The 17,828-nt window shown below is 61.6% G+C and carries 18 protein-coding genes; 10 read left to right on the plus strand and 8 right to left on the minus strand.

Features of this window, described 5'->3' with window-relative positions:
- Position 1: 1 nt before the first annotated feature.
- From BGRAMDRAFT_RS03410 to BGRAMDRAFT_RS03420, 3 genes are all read right to left on the minus strand, one after another.
- A complete protein-coding gene (locus BGRAMDRAFT_RS03410) occupies positions 2 to 862 on the minus strand; it encodes a MurR/RpiR family transcriptional regulator (RefSeq protein ID WP_006047261.1) in 861 nt (286 codons plus the stop codon).
- Between the two features lie 63 nt (positions 863 to 925).
- Positions 926 to 2,002: an ABC transporter ATP-binding protein gene (locus BGRAMDRAFT_RS03415; protein WP_006047262.1), complete on the minus strand. Its 1,077-nt coding sequence runs from the start codon at positions 2,000 to 2,002 to the stop codon at positions 926 to 928.
- 27 nt (positions 2,003 to 2,029) lie between these two features.
- Positions 2,030 to 2,803 carry an SDR family oxidoreductase gene (locus BGRAMDRAFT_RS03420; protein ID WP_006047263.1) on the minus strand — a complete coding sequence of 258 codons (774 nt, stop codon included), beginning with the start codon at positions 2,801 to 2,803 and terminating at the stop codon, positions 2,030 to 2,032.
- Between the two features lie 276 nt (positions 2,804 to 3,079).
- Here BGRAMDRAFT_RS03420 and BGRAMDRAFT_RS03425 point away from each other — a divergent pair, with 276 nt between their 5' ends.
- The 3 genes from BGRAMDRAFT_RS03425 (at position 3,080) to BGRAMDRAFT_RS03435 (ending at position 6,149) form a co-directional block, all read left to right on the plus strand.
- Positions 3,080 to 4,312, plus strand: coding sequence for an ABC transporter substrate-binding protein (locus BGRAMDRAFT_RS03425; RefSeq protein ID WP_006047264.1), 1,233 nt, complete (start codon positions 3,080 to 3,082; stop codon positions 4,310 to 4,312).
- Positions 4,313 to 4,410: 98 nt separating this feature from the next.
- A complete protein-coding gene (locus BGRAMDRAFT_RS03430; protein WP_006047265.1) occupies positions 4,411 to 5,301 on the plus strand; it encodes a carbohydrate ABC transporter permease in 891 nt (296 codons plus the stop codon).
- A complete protein-coding gene (locus tag BGRAMDRAFT_RS03435; protein ID WP_006047266.1) occupies positions 5,298 to 6,149 on the plus strand; it encodes a carbohydrate ABC transporter permease in 852 nt (283 codons plus the stop codon). Before BGRAMDRAFT_RS03430 ends, BGRAMDRAFT_RS03435 begins: the two co-directional genes overlap by 4 nt.
- A gap of 115 nt (positions 6,150 to 6,264) precedes the next feature.
- Here the strand turns inward: BGRAMDRAFT_RS03435 and BGRAMDRAFT_RS03440 are convergent, their stop codons facing one another.
- Positions 6,265 to 6,558, minus strand: coding sequence for a DUF1330 domain-containing protein (locus BGRAMDRAFT_RS03440; protein WP_006047268.1), 294 nt, complete (start codon positions 6,556 to 6,558; stop codon positions 6,265 to 6,267).
- A gap of 352 nt (positions 6,559 to 6,910) precedes the next feature.
- Between BGRAMDRAFT_RS03440 and BGRAMDRAFT_RS03445 the strand changes: the two genes are divergently transcribed.
- The gene (locus BGRAMDRAFT_RS03445; protein ID WP_006047269.1) at positions 6,911 to 7,705 is read left to right on the plus strand and encodes a hypothetical protein; all 795 of its coding nucleotides are present in this window, start codon (positions 6,911 to 6,913) and stop codon (positions 7,703 to 7,705) included.
- 161 nt (positions 7,706 to 7,866) lie between these two features.
- Here BGRAMDRAFT_RS03445 and BGRAMDRAFT_RS03450 read toward each other — a convergent pair whose 3' ends face one another.
- Complete coding sequence (locus BGRAMDRAFT_RS03450; RefSeq protein ID WP_029967070.1) at positions 7,867 to 9,180, minus strand: MFS transporter; 1,314 nt, start codon at positions 9,178 to 9,180, stop codon at positions 7,867 to 7,869.
- Between the two features lie 250 nt (positions 9,181 to 9,430).
- Here BGRAMDRAFT_RS03450 and BGRAMDRAFT_RS03455 point away from each other — a divergent pair, with 250 nt between their 5' ends.
- From BGRAMDRAFT_RS03455 to glnQ, 6 genes are all read left to right on the plus strand, one after another.
- A complete protein-coding gene (locus tag BGRAMDRAFT_RS03455; protein WP_006047271.1) occupies positions 9,431 to 10,318 on the plus strand; it encodes a LysR family transcriptional regulator in 888 nt (295 codons plus the stop codon).
- A gap of 146 nt (positions 10,319 to 10,464) precedes the next feature.
- Positions 10,465 to 11,631 (plus strand): CaiB/BaiF CoA transferase family protein, encoded by a 1,167-nt coding sequence (locus BGRAMDRAFT_RS03460; RefSeq protein WP_006047272.1) that lies wholly within the window; start codon positions 10,465 to 10,467, stop codon positions 11,629 to 11,631.
- Complete coding sequence (locus tag BGRAMDRAFT_RS03465) at positions 11,628 to 12,383, plus strand: enoyl-CoA hydratase (RefSeq protein ID WP_006047273.1); 756 nt, start codon at positions 11,628 to 11,630, stop codon at positions 12,381 to 12,383. The genes BGRAMDRAFT_RS03460 and BGRAMDRAFT_RS03465 overlap by 4 nt, the downstream gene beginning before the upstream one ends.
- Positions 12,384 to 12,654: 271 nt before the next feature.
- A complete protein-coding gene (gene glnH, locus BGRAMDRAFT_RS03470) occupies positions 12,655 to 13,407 on the plus strand; it encodes a glutamine ABC transporter substrate-binding protein GlnH (RefSeq protein ID WP_006047274.1) in 753 nt (250 codons plus the stop codon).
- Between the two features lie 63 nt (positions 13,408 to 13,470).
- Entirely contained in the window at positions 13,471 to 14,127 is a 657-nt protein-coding gene (gene glnP, locus BGRAMDRAFT_RS03475) for a glutamine ABC transporter permease GlnP (RefSeq protein WP_006047275.1), read from the plus strand.
- On the plus strand, positions 14,124 to 14,852 hold the full coding sequence (gene glnQ / locus BGRAMDRAFT_RS03480; protein ID WP_006047276.1) for a glutamine ABC transporter ATP-binding protein GlnQ: 729 nt from the start codon (positions 14,124 to 14,126) through the stop codon (positions 14,850 to 14,852). The genes glnP and glnQ overlap by 4 nt, the downstream gene beginning before the upstream one ends.
- A gap of 92 nt (positions 14,853 to 14,944) precedes the next feature.
- Here glnQ and BGRAMDRAFT_RS03485 read toward each other — a convergent pair whose 3' ends face one another.
- The 3 genes from BGRAMDRAFT_RS03485 to BGRAMDRAFT_RS03495 all read right to left on the minus strand — a co-directional run bounded on the left by BGRAMDRAFT_RS03485 (position 14,945) and on the right by BGRAMDRAFT_RS03495 (position 17,770).
- A complete protein-coding gene (locus BGRAMDRAFT_RS03485; RefSeq protein ID WP_006047277.1) occupies positions 14,945 to 15,385 on the minus strand; it encodes a hypothetical protein in 441 nt (146 codons plus the stop codon).
- Positions 15,386 to 15,527: 142 nt separating this feature from the next.
- Positions 15,528 to 17,216, minus strand: coding sequence for a purple acid phosphatase family protein (locus BGRAMDRAFT_RS03490; protein WP_006047278.1), 1,689 nt, complete (start codon positions 17,214 to 17,216; stop codon positions 15,528 to 15,530).
- A 125-nt stretch (positions 17,217 to 17,341) separates the two neighbouring features.
- Positions 17,342 to 17,770, minus strand: coding sequence for a hypothetical protein (locus BGRAMDRAFT_RS03495; RefSeq protein ID WP_006047279.1), 429 nt, complete (start codon positions 17,768 to 17,770; stop codon positions 17,342 to 17,344).
- Positions 17,771 to 17,828 lie beyond the last annotated feature (58 nt).

The raw sequence follows: 17,828 nt of genomic DNA on the forward strand, positions 1-17,828 counted from the left end.
CCTAATCGCCCGTTTGCGGTTCATGCGACGACAACCTCGCCTTCGCATGCCGCATCTTCTCCAGCGTCTTCGGACCCGCTTTGAGTGCGACGCCGATCGCGAGCGCGTCCATGATGCAAAGATGCACGAGGCGCGATACGCCAGGCGTATTCGGATCGATGGGACTCGGCACGCGCAGCAGCAGCGCAATATCCACGAGCCATGCAAGCCGCGAGCCGACATTGGTCAGCGCGATCGTCGTCGCGCCGCGTTCCTTGGCAATCTGAATGCTCTCGTTCACCTCGACGCTGCGGCCCGAATGCGAGATGGCAAAGGCGACGTCGCCTGGCTCCATCATCCCGGCGTAGAGGCGCTGCAAGTGCGCGTCGGTAAACGCAGTGGACGCGATGTCGAGCCGCAGAAACCGCAACGCCGCATCTTGCGCGACGAGACCGGACCCTGAGCCGACGCCGAAGAAGAACACGCGCCGCGCGCTGGACAGCGCTGCAATCGCGCTTTCGACCACCGCCGGATCGAGCGCGCCGCGCGCGTGCGTGATGCCGTCGACGGCGGCTTCGCCTACCTTGTCCATCAGCGTCTGCACGTCGTCGCTGCGCGCAATGGCCGCCGACGAATACGGCATTCCGCCCGCCACGCTCTGCGCGAGTTGCATCTTGAAGTCGCGCAGACCATGCGCGCCGATCGCGCGGCAAAAACGCGTGACCGAAGGCTCGGAGACATCGGCGCGCTGCGCGAGTTCGGTGATGCTCGCGCGCATCGCGAAGTCCACGTCGTTCAGCACCATGTCCGCGACCTTGCGTTCTGCGGGCCGCAAACTGGCGAGTGCGCTGCGGATATGGGGAATCAAGTTCGGTGCGGACACCCGGTGTTCCTTAAGGGTTAAATGAATCCGCGTCGCTCGCAGCTTCAATCGGCAACACGCGGTTCAGACCAGTCTGCGTCCACTCTCCGTATCGAACAGATGAATATGAGCAGCCGGCAAGCGCAACGCGACGCGCTCGCCGGGCTCAACCTTCGAGCGTTGACGCGTCGTCACGCACCACGTGTTGCCGCCTATTTTCCCGTACAAATGCGTCTCGGCGCCAGTCGGTTCGACCACCTCGACTTCCATGATTGCGTCGGGCGTCTGCGTGACCGTCTCGATGTGTTCGGGCCGCACGCCCAACGTGACTCTCGCGCCCACGTTCGCCGACAGCGGCGCGCCTTCGAGCACGATCTCGCCACCGTCCGCGAGTTTCAGCGCAAGTCCCTGCGAGTGATCCACTACGATGCCTTCGGCGAAATTCATCGACGGCGAGCCAAGAAAGCTCGCGACGAAAAGATTCGACGGACGGTCATAGAGTTCGAGCGGACGCCCGATCTGTTCGATCCGCCCCGCGTTCATCACGACGATGCGGTCGGCCATCGTCATGGCTTCGATCTGATCGTGCGTGACGTAAATCACCGTGTTTTTCAGGCGCTGATGCAGTGCCTTGATCTCCGTGCGCATTTGGACGCGCAGCTTCGCGTCGAGATTGGACAGCGGCTCGTCGAACAAAAACAGCGACGGCTCGCGCACCACCGCGCGGCCCATCGCGACACGCTGACGTTGACCGCCCGATAACGCGCGCGGCAAGCGGTCGAGGTAACCGCCGAGATTGAGCATCTTCGCCGCAGCCTCGATGCGCGGCTTGAAATTCGCCGGCGACTCTTTACGAATGCGCGGCCCGAACGCGATGTTCTCGTAGACCGAAAGATGCGGATACAGCGCGTAGCTTTGAAACACCATCGAGATATTGCGCTGCTGCGGCGCGAGATGGTTCGCACGCGTTCCGCCGATCATCAGATCGCCGCCGCTGATTTCCTCGAGCCCGGCCACCATCCGCATCAGCGTGCTCTTGCCGCAGCCCGACGGGCCGACGAGCACGACAAACTCGCCGTCGTCGATATGAAGGTCGATGCCGTGCACCACCTGCGTGTCGCCGTAGCGTTTGAAGATGCCGCTCAGTTGCACTGCTGCCATGCTTTCCTCGTCGTCTGCAGGTTTCGCTCAAAGCGATTCGAGCGTCAGTTCTTGCGCCATCAGCCGGTTGCCTGCCATCAAGCCACCGTCGACGGGCAGCGCGACGCCGGTAATCACGCGCGCCATAGGCGACGCGAGAAACAGCACGGCATCGGCGATGTCGTCAGGCGTCGCGAAATCGCGCAACGGATACCACTTTTTCAAATCTTCGAAGACCTGCGGGTTCTTGTCGACGCGCGCCTGCCATGCCTGCGTCTTCACCGTGCCCGGACACACGATGTTCGCGCGAATGCCATAGCGGCCCAATTCGAGCGCGAGCGCCTTCGTGTAACTGATCAAGCCCGCCTTGGCCGCGCTATACGCGGGATGTCCGAGCGCCGCCATGCCGTTCACCGAGCCGATCAACACCAACGCGCCCTGCTCGCGCTCGATCATCGACGCGCGCACGGCTTCCACCGTGTTGTATGTGCCGTTCAGGTTCAGATGAATGTCGCGCTGCCAGCTTGCGGCGTCGGTGGTGGCGAGCGTGAGGCCCTCGGCTGCGCCCGCGTTGGCGACCAGCACGTCAACGGGTCCGCGCTTCGCCACCGCCGCGGCGACGGCTTGTTGCACCGCGGCGGCGTCGCCGAGATCGACGGCAAGCGGCGTGACCTGCGTTTCACCGAGTTGCTTCGCCAGGCGATCGAGCGCGGCCCCGTCGATGTCGAGCGCCAGCACCGTATCGCCTTCTTCGACGAAACGCTTGCACAACACGCTGCCGATGCCGCCGCAAGCGCCCGTCACTAATACGACTCGATTCATTTTGCCCTCGCTTTTCCACACGCCCGGCACTTCGCAGGCCGTGTAAATTTCTTACAGCGCGACGCACCGCACAAGCCGCTTCGTCCCGGATATTGGGTAATGGCGCGCAGCCCGCATCCAGAATATCCCTGTTTTACAGGCATCTTATGCACAAACGCCGGCGAGAAAAAATATCGCAGACCCTACGTGACAACGCATTTTTAGCCGTGTAGGATTTTTTCAAACAATTCAACCCACAGCAGCCGGCGACGGCAGCGGACCTATGAGGAGAGAGAGATGTCGTTGCATGCCCGTGCTTCCCTCGCGCTTGGCAAAGTCGCCGTGGCGCTCGCGTTTGCAGGTATCGCCGTATCGGCTCAGGCCGACACGGTTCGCGTGACCGTCGCGCATTACAGCGACGCAACCGCGCCGTACTTCGAAAAGATGGCTCGCAATTTCGAAAAGGCCAATCCCGGCACCACCATCAAGATCGAAGACGTGAACTGGGATACGTTGCAACAGAAACTGCAAACGGACATCTCCGGCAACGCGAACGCCGACCTCGCGATTGTCGGCACGCGCTGGCTGCTCGACTTCGTGAAGGACGACGTGGCCGAACCGCTCGACGGCTATATGGACGCCAACTTCAAGGGACGTTTTATCGGTCCGTTCCTGGCACCTGGCGAAATCAACGGCAAGGTGTACGGTTTGCCGATCGCCGCGTCCGCACGCGCGCTGTACTACAACAAGGATCTGCTCGCGAAAGCCGGCTATCCTGACGGCCCGAAAACATGGAACGACGTGATTGAAGCGTCGAAGAAACTGAAGGCGCAAGGCATTGCCGGCTTCGGTCTGCAAGGCAAGGAAATCGAAACGGACGTCTATTTTTACTATGCGCTGTGGACGAACGGCGGCGAAGTAGTCGGCAAGGACAACAAGGCGGCGTTCAACTCGGCGGCGGGCGTCAAGGCGGCCACGCTGTATAAATCGCTGATCGATCAGGGTCTGACGCAACCGGGCGTCACCGGCTACAGCCGCGAAGACGTACAGAACCTTTTCAAGCAAGGCCGCGTGGCGATGATGATTTCGGCGCCGTTCCTCGCGAAGCAGATCAAGAAGGAAGCGCCTAACCTGAAGTACGGCATCGATCCGATTCCGATGGGCACCACGCACGCCACTTACGCAGTCACGGACTCGATCGTGATGTTCAAGAACTCGAAGGTGAAGAAGTCCGCGTGGAAGTTCCTCGACTATCTGTTCACGAAAGAACCGCGCGTCGAGTTCACGACGACTGAAGGTTTCCTGCCGACCACCAAGGCCGAATCGTCGGACCCGGCGTTCAATGATCCGGATACCAAAGCATTTGTCGCCTTGCTGCCCACTGCGCGTTTTGCACCGACCGTGACCGGTTGGGAAGACACCGCGAAGGCCGTGACCGACGCGATGCAGTCCATCTACCTGGGCAAGGCCAAGCCCGCCGATGCGCTGAACGCGGCGGCTACGCAAGCCAACAAGTCGCTCGGCCATTGATCGGGGCGACGCTCTGACGTCGCGGTAAGCCGTCACTATCCGGCCCATTCCGACGCGCCCGCATGCTTCATGCGGGCGCGTCTCACGATCGAGCATGTATGAGCCGTTCCGCCTCTTCGCGTCTGCAAGCGCCGTGGTTACTGATTGCACCGAGCCTGGTGCTGGCGCTTTTTATCATCAGCTATCCGATCTTCAACATCGTGTGGCAATCGCTGCATGAGGTATCGCGTTTCGGGGCGATTCGCGACTTCACGGGCTTGCAGAACTTCTATTCGATCTTCAGCGACCCGACGTTTCTCGCGGCCGCGCGCCGTACGATCGTGTGGACCGTGTTCGTGGTCGGCGGCACAGTCGCCATTTCGGTGCCTGTTGCACTGGTGCTGAATCAGGACTTCTATGGGCGCGGCGTCGCGCGAACCATCGTCATGCTGCCGTGGTCGGTTTCCCTCACCATGACCGCGGTTGTCTGGCGCTGGGCGTTTAACGACGACTACGGCATGGTCAACGTCACGCTGCAACGCCTCGGCTTGATCGGCGGCCCGATTCATTGGCTCGCGACCCCGGAACTCGCGTTTCCCGTGGAAATCGCGGTGGGCATTCTCGTGTCGATCCCATTCACGGTGACGATTCTGCTTGGCGGATTGTCCTCTGTGCCCGGCGACATTTACGAAGCGGCGCGCATCGACGGCGCGAGCGCGTGGCAGCAGTTTCGCAAGCTCACGCTGCCGTTGATGCGGCCGTTCATCAACATGGCCATTCTGTTGAACGTGATCTACGTGTTCAACTCGTTCCCGATCATCTGGGTCATGACGCAAGGCGGCCCGGATAACAGCACGCATATTCTCGTCACGTATCTGTACGAACTCGGCTTCAGGCTCGGACGACCCGGCGAGGCCGCGGCCGTGTCGCTGATCATGCTCGTCATGCTGTTCGTTTTCTCGATGGCGTATTTGCGCATGCAGCCGGCGAAAGAAGGAGAACCGTCATGACGCTCAGCACGAAAACGAAACGCTCGCTGTGGTGCTGGCTCGCGTTGTCGCCGCTGGTGATCGTGGTGCTGTTCCCGTTTGCGGTGATGCTTTTCACCGCACTCAAACCGGCATCGGAGATTTTCGTTTATCCCGCGCGCTGGTTGCCGGTGCATTGGCAGTGGAGCAACTTCGCCGATATGTGGCAAGCGGCCAATTTCGGCGTGGCGCTGCGCAACAGTGCGGTTATCAGCTTGCTGTCGACATTGCTCGCACTCGCGGTGAGCTTGCCCGCCGCTTACGCATTAGCGCGCTTCCCCTTCCGTGGACGCGGACCGTATCGCCAGTTCCTGCTCGTCACGCAGATGCTGTCGCCTATCCTGCTGGTCGTCGGGCTGTTCCGGCTTGCCGCGATGATCCCTTATGGCGACGGCAATCTTGTCGATTCGAAAATCGGCGTGATCGTTTCGTATGCGGCGTTCAATATCGCGTTCGCCGTATGGATGCTCTCTTCGTATTTTCAAACGGTGCCGCGCGATCTCGAGGAAGCGGCGTGGCTGGAAGGATGTGGACGAACGCGTGCCGTTTTCAAAGTGTTCCTGCCGCTTGCCGTGCCGGCGATTGTCGTCACCGCGATCTTCACGTTCATCAACGCGTGGAATGAATTCGCCGTTGTGTATACGCTAATCCGCTCGCCGGAAAACAAAACGCTCACCGTGCAGGTCACCGACATGGTCGCCGGCAAGTATGTGGTCCAGTGGCATCTCGTGATGGCCGCGACGCTGTGCGCAACGCTACCGGTTTCGGTCGTGTTTGCGTGGTTGCAGCGGTATCTGGTGAAGGGCCTGGCTTTGGGGGCGGTGAAGTAGTACGTTTTTGCGGACCGCGCCGAGGTTTGCAATCTTCGGCGCGGTCATGGTGATGCTGGTGGCCATGGCGGTCAGCGCGTGTTTCGCTGAGCCCGCTTGCCGTTATTCCTTGTGCTTATTCCGCGCCGCGCACAATGCGCAGATCGCGTTCTACTGCGTCGCCCAAAGCGTCGAGCGCTTTCTTGTAGTCGTCGCGTGAATACGCTGCGACTGCATCTTCATACGACGGAAACTCGATCACCACCGTCCGCTCCTTCAAGCCCTGTTCATGAACTTCGTCCGCGACGCCGCGCACGAGGAACTTGCCGCCCGCAGCCGCTACTGCCGGCCCGGCCAACTGACCGTAGGCGGCCAGCTTCGACGGATCGTTGATCTTGCGATACGTGGTGACCCAATACCCCTTGCTCATTTGACGCTCCTCGTTAGTGACGGTCATGAATGCAGGAGCGTAACAGAGAACGCCCCGGAGAATACGCGGCGGCCAGTCATGGCCCTATTGCGCAAACGACTATCGGCGCGGCGGGCCGATCCGAATGTTTGCCCTGCGAATCGCGCCACATGTCCGAAAAAGATGGCCCAAAAAGTTGAACCACGGCGCATGACAAACGGCCAACTTGTATGGAAACTCTTTCCTGCGATCCACGCGACGCGTCGATGGCTGGCCGCTCGTGTTTGAAACGCAGCGACCGCTGTTCGCGGTAAGGCAACGAGTCGTCGTTTATCATGAACCTGTGCCTTTCGATGAAGATTCAGTTTTAGATATGACCAATACCGGAAAGACGTTGATCATCGGCCTTGTGCTGGCTGACCTGGTGATCTGCGCCTATTTGCTCTATCCGCGCGAGGAAAAGAAGTCGGCTGCCGCGCCCGAGGCCGCGCTGACCGCGCCCGAGATTACCGATTCGCGACCTGCCGAGACCCACGTGATTGCGGGCAGCATTGCTCGCCCGGCGTCGCCGGAGACATCGGCGAAGGCTAACAGCAACACGCCTGGCGGCACGAAGGTGAGCCGCATGGACGTGCGGCCGTCGCCGGCTCCGACCCCGACCGTTGCGCCGCAGCCTGCGCTGCCGGCGGCACCGGCGTTGCAGGGCGTTCCAAACACCAGCGTCGCGAACGTGCCCGCGGCGGACATGCAAACGCAGGCGCAGCTCCCGCAGGTTCAGCAACCGACGCAGCCGATACAGCAGCAACCGGTGCAAGCGCAGCAACCCGTGCAAGCGCAGCAGCAGATGCAACCACCACAGCCGCAACAACCGCAACACGCAAACAACACCAGATCGAAAACCGCGCAGCGCGGTGCCGAAGATTCGCGTGGTCATGATGACCTGCGCCGCCGCGGTTCAAGCGACGTTGGTGCGTTGATGACGGAACTGCTCGTGCGCGAGTCGGCGAAACTCGATCCGTCATTGCCCCCGCCGCCGCCGACCGCTCCGGTCGAACTCAATCGCCGCAGTTCGAACCCGGTCGCGGACGCGATGACCGATCAACTGGTCAAGGAGTCGGCACGAGTTGCGCCCGCGTCCGGCGCGCAAAAGCAGCCGGGCACGCAGTAGACGCGGAGCGCGTTGTGCGCTCGCGCGTCTGGATGGAATCGGCAGATATGCGTTCTCCCGATTCCATCCACTCGCGCCCACACGCATCGAGCGCCACCACAACTCCGCAATACCGCAACGGCGAACTGCCCACATGCCAGTGGTTGTCGCCGCGCTACCGCTTACGCAGCCGCATCATCGACAATCGGTTCGCGAGCCATGAACCAGTAGAAGAGCGCCGCGCACCCCGCAATCGCGCCGCCTGAAATAAACGCCAGCGCATACGAGCCGGTGCGGTCGACAATAAATCCCGCGACGACCGGCGAAAACGCACCGCCGAAATAACCGCCGAAGTTCTGGATCGCGCTGACGGAGGCGATCATCGACGAAGGCGCGATGTCCGCCGCGAGCGCCCAGGCGGAACCCACCACGGCCGCAATGAACGCAAGTCCGACGGTGAAGAGTGCAAGCGTCACGTTCAATGTATGGCTAAACGGCAACGCAATCGCGCATACAGCGGCGCCCACCGCGCAGCATGCAATCAACAGACGCTTTGCAGCGATCGGCGAAGCGATCTCGCGGTCGACCATCTTCTTCGCCAGATAGCCGATGGCAATCTCGCCCAGCGCGCCGCCTGCCCACGGAATACCCGCATACACGCCAAGCTGTGCGAACGAAATATGAAAGCGGTCGAGTAGATAGAGCGGCAAGAACACGAGGAAAATATTCCACAGCCAGATCGTGCAGAAGTAGCCGAGAATCATGCCCCACACGCTGCGTCGCGCGAATAGCGAACGCCACCGTAGCGACGAATTGGCGAGCGAGCGTTCATGCCCGCCGCCGCCCGCCTCGATGTACTCCCGTTCATCTTTCGAAAGACGCTTGCTGTCCACGGGGTTGCGATACAGCATCAGGAACAGCAACGCGAAGGCAACACCAACCGCGCCTGTCACATGAAAGAGCGAGCGCCAGCCGAATGCGACCATCAACGCGACGAGTACAGCCGGTGCAATGGCCGGTCCCCATTTCGAAGACGAGTCCCACACGCCCGTCGCGAATCCGCGCTCCTTCGCGGGAAACCATGCAGCGGTAATTTTCGCGGATGTCGGCCAGCACGGCGCCTCGCCGACCGCGAGCAACGCGCGCATCACCAGTAGCCCCGAAATGGAACCGACCACGCCAGTGAGCCATGTGGCGACGCTCCACCAGATCATCGCGAGTGCATAAGCGCGCTTTGCGCCGAAGCGGTCGATCACCCAGCCGGCCGGCAATTGCATGACCGCATAGGTCCACGCAAACACACTGCCGAGCAGGCCGATTTGCGTGCGAGTCAGTCCGAGTTCGGCAATCATGCCCGGCGCCGCAATCGAAAGACTCGCGCGGTCCATGTAGTTGATAATCCCGCCGATCAGCAGCCAGATAAGCACATGCCAGCGGAAATTGAGGCGAGCGGGCCGCACTGCGGCGGCCGTGAGCGAACCAGTGGGCTTGTCCAAAATCGTGTCTCCGTCCAGATGGCCATGAACGTTGATAAAGGCCATTCGTCGTTGTCGATATGCATCGTGCCGCAGAGCGCGGCACTTGTATGCAGGTGCTGAAGGACAAGTGTACGGATGCAGGCGCGAGAGCTCCAATGTCGAAACCGCATGCCGTGATAGCGTTTTCGTTATTGCCGCGGTTCGCGGCGCACTAAACTAGCGGGCGGCGCATGCGCCGATTCATCGTTGAATACCCATTGGAGACCAAGTGAAATTCGACACGACAACTGTCCGGCTGATCCTTGCCATTGCGGAAGAAGGCAGCATCTCGCGCGCCGCGGACAAGCTGAACCTGGCAGTCGCGGCGGCATCGCGGCGCGTGTCGGATCTCGAAGAGCAACTCGGCGCGAAGCTCTTCCAACGCGTGCCGCACGGCGCGGAAATCACCGAGTCGGGCGCGAAGCTGATCGAGTACGTTCGGCAGATCGACAACCTGATTGATCGCATGGAAGGCGATGCACAGGCGCTCAATCATGGGCTCGAAGGGCGCATCATCATCGGTGCGCCGAAGGCAGTCGTCATTCAGTTTCTGGCGCGTGAAATCGCCGGGATTCAGCGCAAGTATCCGCGCATCGCGCTGAAAATCGTCGAGGAAAACAGCAAGATCGTGCAGCAACTGCTGCGCGACAAAGTGATCGATGTCGGCATCTACGAGAAGAAAAGCGGCTTTCTCGATCTGGACAAATGCGCGTATCGAGAAGATCGCCTCGTGCTGGTTTATAGCCGCGCGCATTTTGAATTCGGCAATGGACCAGTGGGCATCGACGATGTTCTCGATCTTCCCATTGTGAGCCTCGGCAAGGGCTCGGCCGTGCTGTCCGCCGTGGAGCGCGCGTATCGCAGCCGCGGCCGGCTGTTTCCGGACAACCTGACCGTCAACGGCTTCGACACCATGCTCGCGATGGTGCGCCACGGCTTAGGCGTCGGCTTCATGCCGCCCGATGTGTTGCAGAGCTTTCATCCCGAGGCATCGCTCGCATCGGTCGAACTCGACGGAGACTGGTCGCGGCGCAGTTACGTGCTGTCCTGCGTCGAAGGGCACGCGCAGGAGCAAACGCTGCGCAACGTCGTCGCGGAGTTGCTGGCGGGTGCCTAGCAGTCTAGCGGTCTAGCTGGAGCACACACGCGCGACGGTTTCGCGATCCGCGAAACCAGCCATGACGTAGCGATTCTTGCGGCAACGCTTCTGCCCGGCGACAGTGGAGTCACAACATGACTCACCGACCGAGGAGGAAGCCCGACATGACGCAATCTACGCATCTACCGCTGCAAGGCATACGCGTGCTCGACGTGAGCCAGGTCATGGCGGGGCCGTTCGCCTGCATGATGCTGGCCGACCTCGGCGCGGACGTCATCAAGGTCGAGCCGCCCGAGGGCGACCAGACGCGCAGTTCGATGGGCTTCAAGATGAAAGGCCCCGACAGCATGGGTTTTCTCAACCTCAACCGCAATAAGCGCTCCGTCACGCTCGATCTGAAAAGCGACGAAGGGCGCGAGATGTTCTACAAGCTCGCGAAAACCGCGGACGTCATCGTCGAGAACTATCGGCCCGGCGTCGTGCAGCGTTTGCGGATCGATTACGAGTCCATCAAGGCGATCAATCCAAAGATCGTCTATGTGAGCATTTCCGGCTTTGGGCAAAGCGGGCCGTGGGCGTCGCGGCCCGGCTTCGATCTGATGGCGCAGGCCATGTCGGGCGTGATGAGCGTGACGGGCTACAAAGGCGGCAAGCCCGTGAAAGCCGGCGTTCCGGTCGCGGATATAGGCTGTGCGATGTTCGCGGTGTTCGGTCTGCTGTCGGCGTATATCGGCGCGCAGCGAAGCGGTGAAGGCCAGCATATCGACGCGTCGCTGTTCGATTCGATCATGGCCTTCTCGATCTGGGACATGTCCGACTATTGGGGCACCGGCGTCCCGCCGACACCGCTCGGCACGAGCAACAAGATGAGTGCACCGTACCAGGCCGTGAAGGCGCGCGACGGTTACTTCGTGATGGGCGCAACCAACCAGAAGCTATGGACCCGGCTGTGCGAAACGCTGGATCGTCGCGATCTGATCAATCACGCGGATTACGCGAGCGTGTCGCTGCGACTGAAAAATCGCGAGGCGATGATCGAAGTGCTGGAACAGGAGTTCGGCAAACGGGACAGCGCCGAGTGGGTCGATCTGCTGCTGGCGGCCGGCATTCCAGCGGGACCGATTCTTTCGTATCCCGAAGCATTTGCCAGCGAGCACGCGCGGCATCGCAACATGTGCATGGAGATCGACCACCCGAACGAGGGCAAGGTCAAGAACATCGGCTTTCCGGTCAAACTGCTCGGCACGCCGCCGACCGTGCGCCGCCATCCGCCGCTGCTCGGCGAGCACAACGACGAGATCTTCGCCGAAATCAACGGAGCCGCGTCATGAGCGAACCGGTTCGTCTGACCGTTCACGCTTCGGGCGCGGCGGAAATCCTCATAGACAGACCCGAGCGGCACAACGCGATGACGCTCGACATGTACGAGTCGCTGCTTGCGCTCATCGCGCAATGCGAAGCGAACGACGACGTGCACTGCATTCTGCTGCGCGGCGCAGGCGGCAAGTCGTTCATTTCCGGCACGGACATCGGCTATTTCAAGGACTTCCGCGATGGCCGCGATGGGCTCGCATACGAAGCGTTCGTCGAGCGCGTGATCGACACTATCGAGCGAATTACCATGCCGACCATTGCGGTGATAGACGGCTGGGCGGTGGGCGGCGGTCTCGCGCTCGCGACGGCCTGCGATTTTCGCGTCTGCACCGACGCTTCGCGCTTCGGCGCGCCGATTGCGAAGACGTTGTCGAACACGCTGTCGTCGCGCAATATCGCGCGGCTTCAGGCAGCCTTCGGCACACCGCGCGTGAAGAAGATGCTGATGCTCGCCGACTATCTGAGCGCCGACGAAGCGCTCGCGTGCGGATACGTGCACGAAATCTGCGGGCGAGACGCATTGCAGGAAGCGGCGCACTCGCTCGCGCAACGTTTGATTGCGCTTTCGCCCGTCACGCAGCACGCGGTGAAAGAAAGCTTGCGCCGCATCGTGATCGATCAGCGGCTCGACGACGAGGATCTGATCGAAAGCGTCTACGGCAGCAGCCGTTTCAGGGAAGCGGTCGCGGCGTTCACGTCGAAGTCATGACGGCGTAGCCGCAGTCGCGATACCTTCGCATAAGAGACTCGCTCGAGGCGCCGCAACAGCGGCGCTTTTTTTATGCCTTTGTTTCGCACGAGCGTCCACCGCGGCGGGCACGTGGCGTCACGCCAGGGTTTTCATCGACAAAAATTCCTGTTGCCAAACTTTTTGATGTCGTAGTATCCGCATTGACAACATATGTTGTCGCTTATGCCGACGGAACACCGCATGTTGTAGACACAACGCGTGTTCATCGTCAATCAATGCGGAGAAAATCATGGTACGTCGCGTCTTCCTCATGTCCGTCGTTGCGGCCGCGCTATTCGGCAGCGCGCTCGCCCGCGCAGACACCAAAGAACTCGTGGTCGGCACGGACACGTCGTTCATGCCGTTCGAATTCAAGCAGGGCGACAAGTACGTCGGCTTCGACCTCGACCTGTGGGCCGAAATCGCGAAAGACCTGGGCTGGAAATACAAGGTCCAGCCGATGGATTTCAGCGGCCTCATTCCCGCGTTGCAGACGCAAAATATCGACGTCGCGCTGTCGGGCATGACGATCAAGGAGGAGCGCAGGAAAGCCATCGACTTCTCCGACCCGTACTACGACAGCGGCCTCGCCGCGATGGTCCAAAGCGGCAACACGAGCATCCGGTCCATCGACGATCTGAACGGCAAGGTGATCGCGGCGAAAACAGGCACGGCCACCATCGACTGGATCAAGGCGCATCTGAAGCCGAAGGAAATCCGCCAGTTCCCGAACATCGACCAGGCGTACCTCGCGCTCGAAGCGGGCCGCGTCGACGCCGCGATGCACGACACGCCCAACGTGCTGTATTTCGCGAGCACGGCCGGTAAAGGCAAGGTCAAGGTCGCCGGCACGCCGGTGAGCGGCGACAAGTACGGCATCGGCTTTCCGAAGGGCAGTCCGCTCGTGGCGAGCGTCAACGCGGAACTCGCGAAGATGAAGGCCGACGGCCGCTATGCGACGCTCTACAAGAAGTGGTTCGGCTCCGAGCCGCCCAAATCGTAATCGTTGCGACGTCCCGTGCGGCAGTTCCCGCCGCGCGGCAGACGCACACCTAAGGAGCGGTTCGTGGAATTCGATTGGACAGTTATCTGGAGTGCGCTTCCAGATCTGATAGACGGCGTGGAACTGACTGTATTCATCGCCTTCGTGGGCTTGATCGGCGGCTTTATCGTCGGTGTCGTGGCGGGCACATGCCGCGCCTACGGCCCGCTTGCGCTAAACGTGATTGCGCAGGTTTACGTCGAACTGATACGCGGCACACCGATTGTGGTTCAGGTGATGTTTCTCTACTTCGCGCTGCCGTTGCTTGCGCATTTGCGAATCGACGGGCTGACCGCCGCCATCATCGCCATTACGGTGAATTCGGGCGCCTATCTTGCCGAGGTGGTGCGCGGAGCCTTGCTGTCGATCCCGAAGGGCTTGATGGAAGCAGGCCTCGCGATGGGACTCTCGACGCCGCGCGTGCTGATGAAGATCATCGGGCCGCTCGCATTTCGACGCCTGATTCCGCCATTGGGCAATCAGTGCATCGTCAGCTTGAAGGACACGTCGCTGTTTATCGTGATCGGCGTCGGGGAACTGACGCGCAAGGGTCAGGAGATCATCGCCAGCAACTTTCGCGCGGTGGAAATCTGGTCCGCCGTCGCGGTCATTTATCTGGTCCTGACCGGTGTCATGACGCTGTCGCTGCGCGTCGTCGAAAGAAGGATGCGAATTCTATGAGCATGATCGAATTTCAGCGCGTCTCAAAGAGCTTCGGCCATCTGCCGGTGCTCAACAACATCGATCTTCGCATCGAGAGTTCGGAAGTCGTGGTGGTCGTCGGGCCGTCGGGCTCGGGCAAGTCGACCATGCTCCGCTGCATTAACGCACTCGAAAAAATCAGCGGCGGCGAACTGCTCGTGGACGGCCTGAGCGTGAAAGGCAATGCGTCGGACATCCGCGCGATCCGTCTGGAAGCGGGCATGGTGTTTCAGCAGTTCAACCTGTTCCCGCAAATGACCGCGCTCGAAAACGTGATGTTCGGCCCGATTCAGGTACGCGGCGCATCGCGAGCCGAAGCGCGCGATCAGGCAATGGCGCTGCTCGACAAGGTCGGGCTCGAATCGCGCGCGAATCACTATCCGTCCGAGTTGTCCGGCGGGCAGCAGCAGCGCGTCGCAATTGCGCGCGCGCTGGCGATCAGGCCGAAACTAATGCTGTTCGACGAGCCGACTTCGGCACTCGATCCCGAGCTTCGTCATGAAGTGCTGAAGGTCATGCAGGATCTCGCGACGGAGGGCATGACGATGATTGTCGTCACGCACGAGATCGGCTTCGCGAAGCGTGTCGGTACGCGCCTGTTGTTCATGGACAACGGCGGCATCGCGGAAGATGGCGCGCCGGGCGAGCTGATCGACAACCCGCCCACGCCGCGCTTGAAGGACTTTTTGAAGCACGTCGGCTGAAAAAGCCCGGCCTCGATTCACCGAAGCAAGCGCCGCTCGCGCGGCGCACCAGGCTTTCGCGGCCTTCACCGCACTACGTTACCGCGTGCTGCTTAATCGTAGTGGCGATGCTTATGACGCTTCTTGCCCGAACGATAACCACGCGAGTAGTCGTCGGAATACGAGTTCGAGCGCGAGATGTTGCCGCCGAGCGCCGCGCCCGCGCCGCCACCCAGGGCTGCGCCGACGAGGCCGCCGCCACGGCCGCCCATTGCATTGCCGGCCGCCGTGCCGGCGCCGCCGCCCAGCGCGCCGCCGACGATCGCACCCGTGCGCTCGCGGCGGTTCGACGTCACCGCGCCGCCCGCGCCGCCGCCCACGGCGCCGCCGATCACGGCACCCGTGCTGCCGCCGACCGCGCCGCCCAGTGCCGCACCCGCAACGCCACCGAGCGCGCCGCCCAGCGCATTGTTCATGTCGCCGGCCACAGCCGACAAGGAAGCCGCGCTCGCGAGCGCCGCGACAGCCACAATCTGGAGGATTTTTCTGGACATAAAAGGTCTTTGGTTTTTATGAGACGGCGCCGAGTATAACCGGTGACATGAAAGCCCTCTGTAACCACTGCACGGCTTACCGGTAAGACGTGTAACAAATGATGTAGCGCCGTCATTTTTACCTTTTTACTGTCCGCTGGCCTCAGCGCTTGCGCTTCTTTTTTAGCTCGATCGTTTCGAACAATTCGTAGTTCGCGGTCGGCGTCTGATCGGCGCCGGGCGCATGGTAGTAGTTCATCGTGATCGTCGTCTCGCCGCCCGCGTGACCCGGATCGTGATCGAACACGGCGATGCCGTAGCCCGTGCCCGTATCGCGTTGCGCGGACCAGATCGCGTCTTCGACGGCATCGGCGCTCGCACGAACGAAGGTGCCCGCGGTCGTGCCCGGCATCGGACGATTCGGCCGCGTGAAGATGCGCGCTTGCGGCAGTCCGGTGCCTGCATCGACGCCATAGACATCGAGCGGCGCGCTCGTGCCGCCGCCGCCGAGAATGAGGTGGATCGTGCCCTGGCTCGTATCGAACGTGGACGCGCCCGCCGAGATCGCCGACATCACCGGCTTTGGCTGCAAGGTATCGACCGGATGGCCCGTGGCGATGTCGGTGCCCTTGTGGTGATTGCAGCCGCGCACGGGGTAGCTGCGCTCGTAGTCGTGATCGTGGCCGCACAGCACGAGGTCCACGCCGTAGCGGTCGAACAGCGGCAGCCACGCCTCGCGAATGCCTTTGTCGGAACCGTTGCCTGTCTTCGACGAACTCAGCGCGTCCTGGTGCATCTGCACGACGATCCAGTCGATGTCGTGATCGTCGGCCGCGTGGCGCAGTGTCTTTTCGAGCCAGCGCGTCTGTTCGCCATCGCTGTAGCCTCGCACATAGAACGAGGTGCCTGGCTGGATCGGCGGATTGCCGGTGCTTGCGGCCGGCACGAGCGGGGCCGGTCCGGCGACGAAGGCGGCGGCGTCCTGATAGACGACGTCGTCGGCATCGAGCGAAATGAACAGCACCGAGCTCACGCGGAAGCTGTACCAGCGGCCCTGAAAACGCGTGTGATTGTCGGGCAGCGCATAACGCGCGAGATACGACGCGAAGCCTTGCTCGCCGTTATGGAACTCGATTTCATGGTTGCCGGGGCACGGCATCCACGGACGATTCGCCGCCGAGTTCTGGCAGTTGTTGCCGAAGTCGCGCCACACTTGCGGCTGCTGCGTGGGGTTCAGATTCGCATAGCACAGGTCGCCGTTGAGCAGATGGAACAGCGGCTGAAAGCGCTCGACGGCCTGCACCGCGAAGCGGCTTTGCGGCGACGACAGCACCCAGCCGGTGTTCGGCGTCGCGAGATCGCCATAGCTCGTGAAGCGGAACGGCGCGCGGCCGCGCGGCGCGGTGCGGAAGCTGCCGGTGAAAGGCTGCGCGGCATTGCTGTCGTTCTCGGCCGTGACCTCGTATTCATAGCTCGTGTCGGGCTTCAGGTCGCGCAGGCGCGCGTGATAGCTGAACACGACCTCGCCGTTCAGGCCGTCGGTGTAGGTGGTCTGCACGCCATGCACGATGTGCTTCGCGTCGCCGATGCGGCCAATGCGCAGATGCGGCTTCACGGCGGCCGCGAGCGACGCCCACGACACGGTCACGTCGCTCGAAGGATCGTTGCCCCACGTCAGATGGATCTGCTCGGGCGTGCCGTCCGGCGTGCTGCTCGCGGCGCGTGCCGTCGACAGCGCGTTGGCCGCGCCGGCAAGACCCGATGCGCCGGCGAACTTCAGAAACCCGCGACGCGAAACGATGGATGCGCCCTGATCGGCTGGCGAGGCATTAGCGTTCTTTGTATTCGACATGTCTGTGTTTGTGGGTAGGAAGGACTGGCGGCTTTGACCAGTGATCCTAGTCGCGAAACGGTGACAGTTGAATGAAAAGGGCTAACCGCTAATGGGCAAGCGACGGGCAAATGACGCGCAAGCGGCTAACGCTTTGGCGGCTGCGGACTATTCGCGGGATTGGTGTCGAACTTCGAAACGCTTTCAATGCCGCCCGGGCTGTCTACGCCGGCGAGCTTCAATAGTTCGTTCTCCATCGCATCGGCGATCTGCTTGTCGTAGATCTGCTCGCCCTTCACATAGACCGTGAACGATCGCAGGTACTTTGCTTTCTTCTCCGGATTCCGGATCGTTTCGCGCGTCCACTGATAGAGCGAGTACTTCTCGGTGCCGAGCCGCTCGGCCTCGCTCACGTAGTCCGCGAATGCGTCGTACTGGCATTTCAGCGTCGCATCATGCCGACGCAAGATACGCTGCAGTTCCGCGTGCGCCGCGCCCGAACGGTCGGTGCGCAGCGCATCGGCAAGTTCCGGCGATACGGTAAGCCGTAGCTGGAATTTCAAGGTCGAATCCACATTTGCCTCGCCGTTCGCTGTTGGATAAGAACCCTCGCGTTTGCAATACAGGCCGTGG

It is taken from the genome of Paraburkholderia graminis C4D1M, assembly GCF_000172415.1.
GTDB classification, from domain to species: Bacteria; Pseudomonadota; Gammaproteobacteria; order Burkholderiales; family Burkholderiaceae; genus Paraburkholderia; species Paraburkholderia graminis.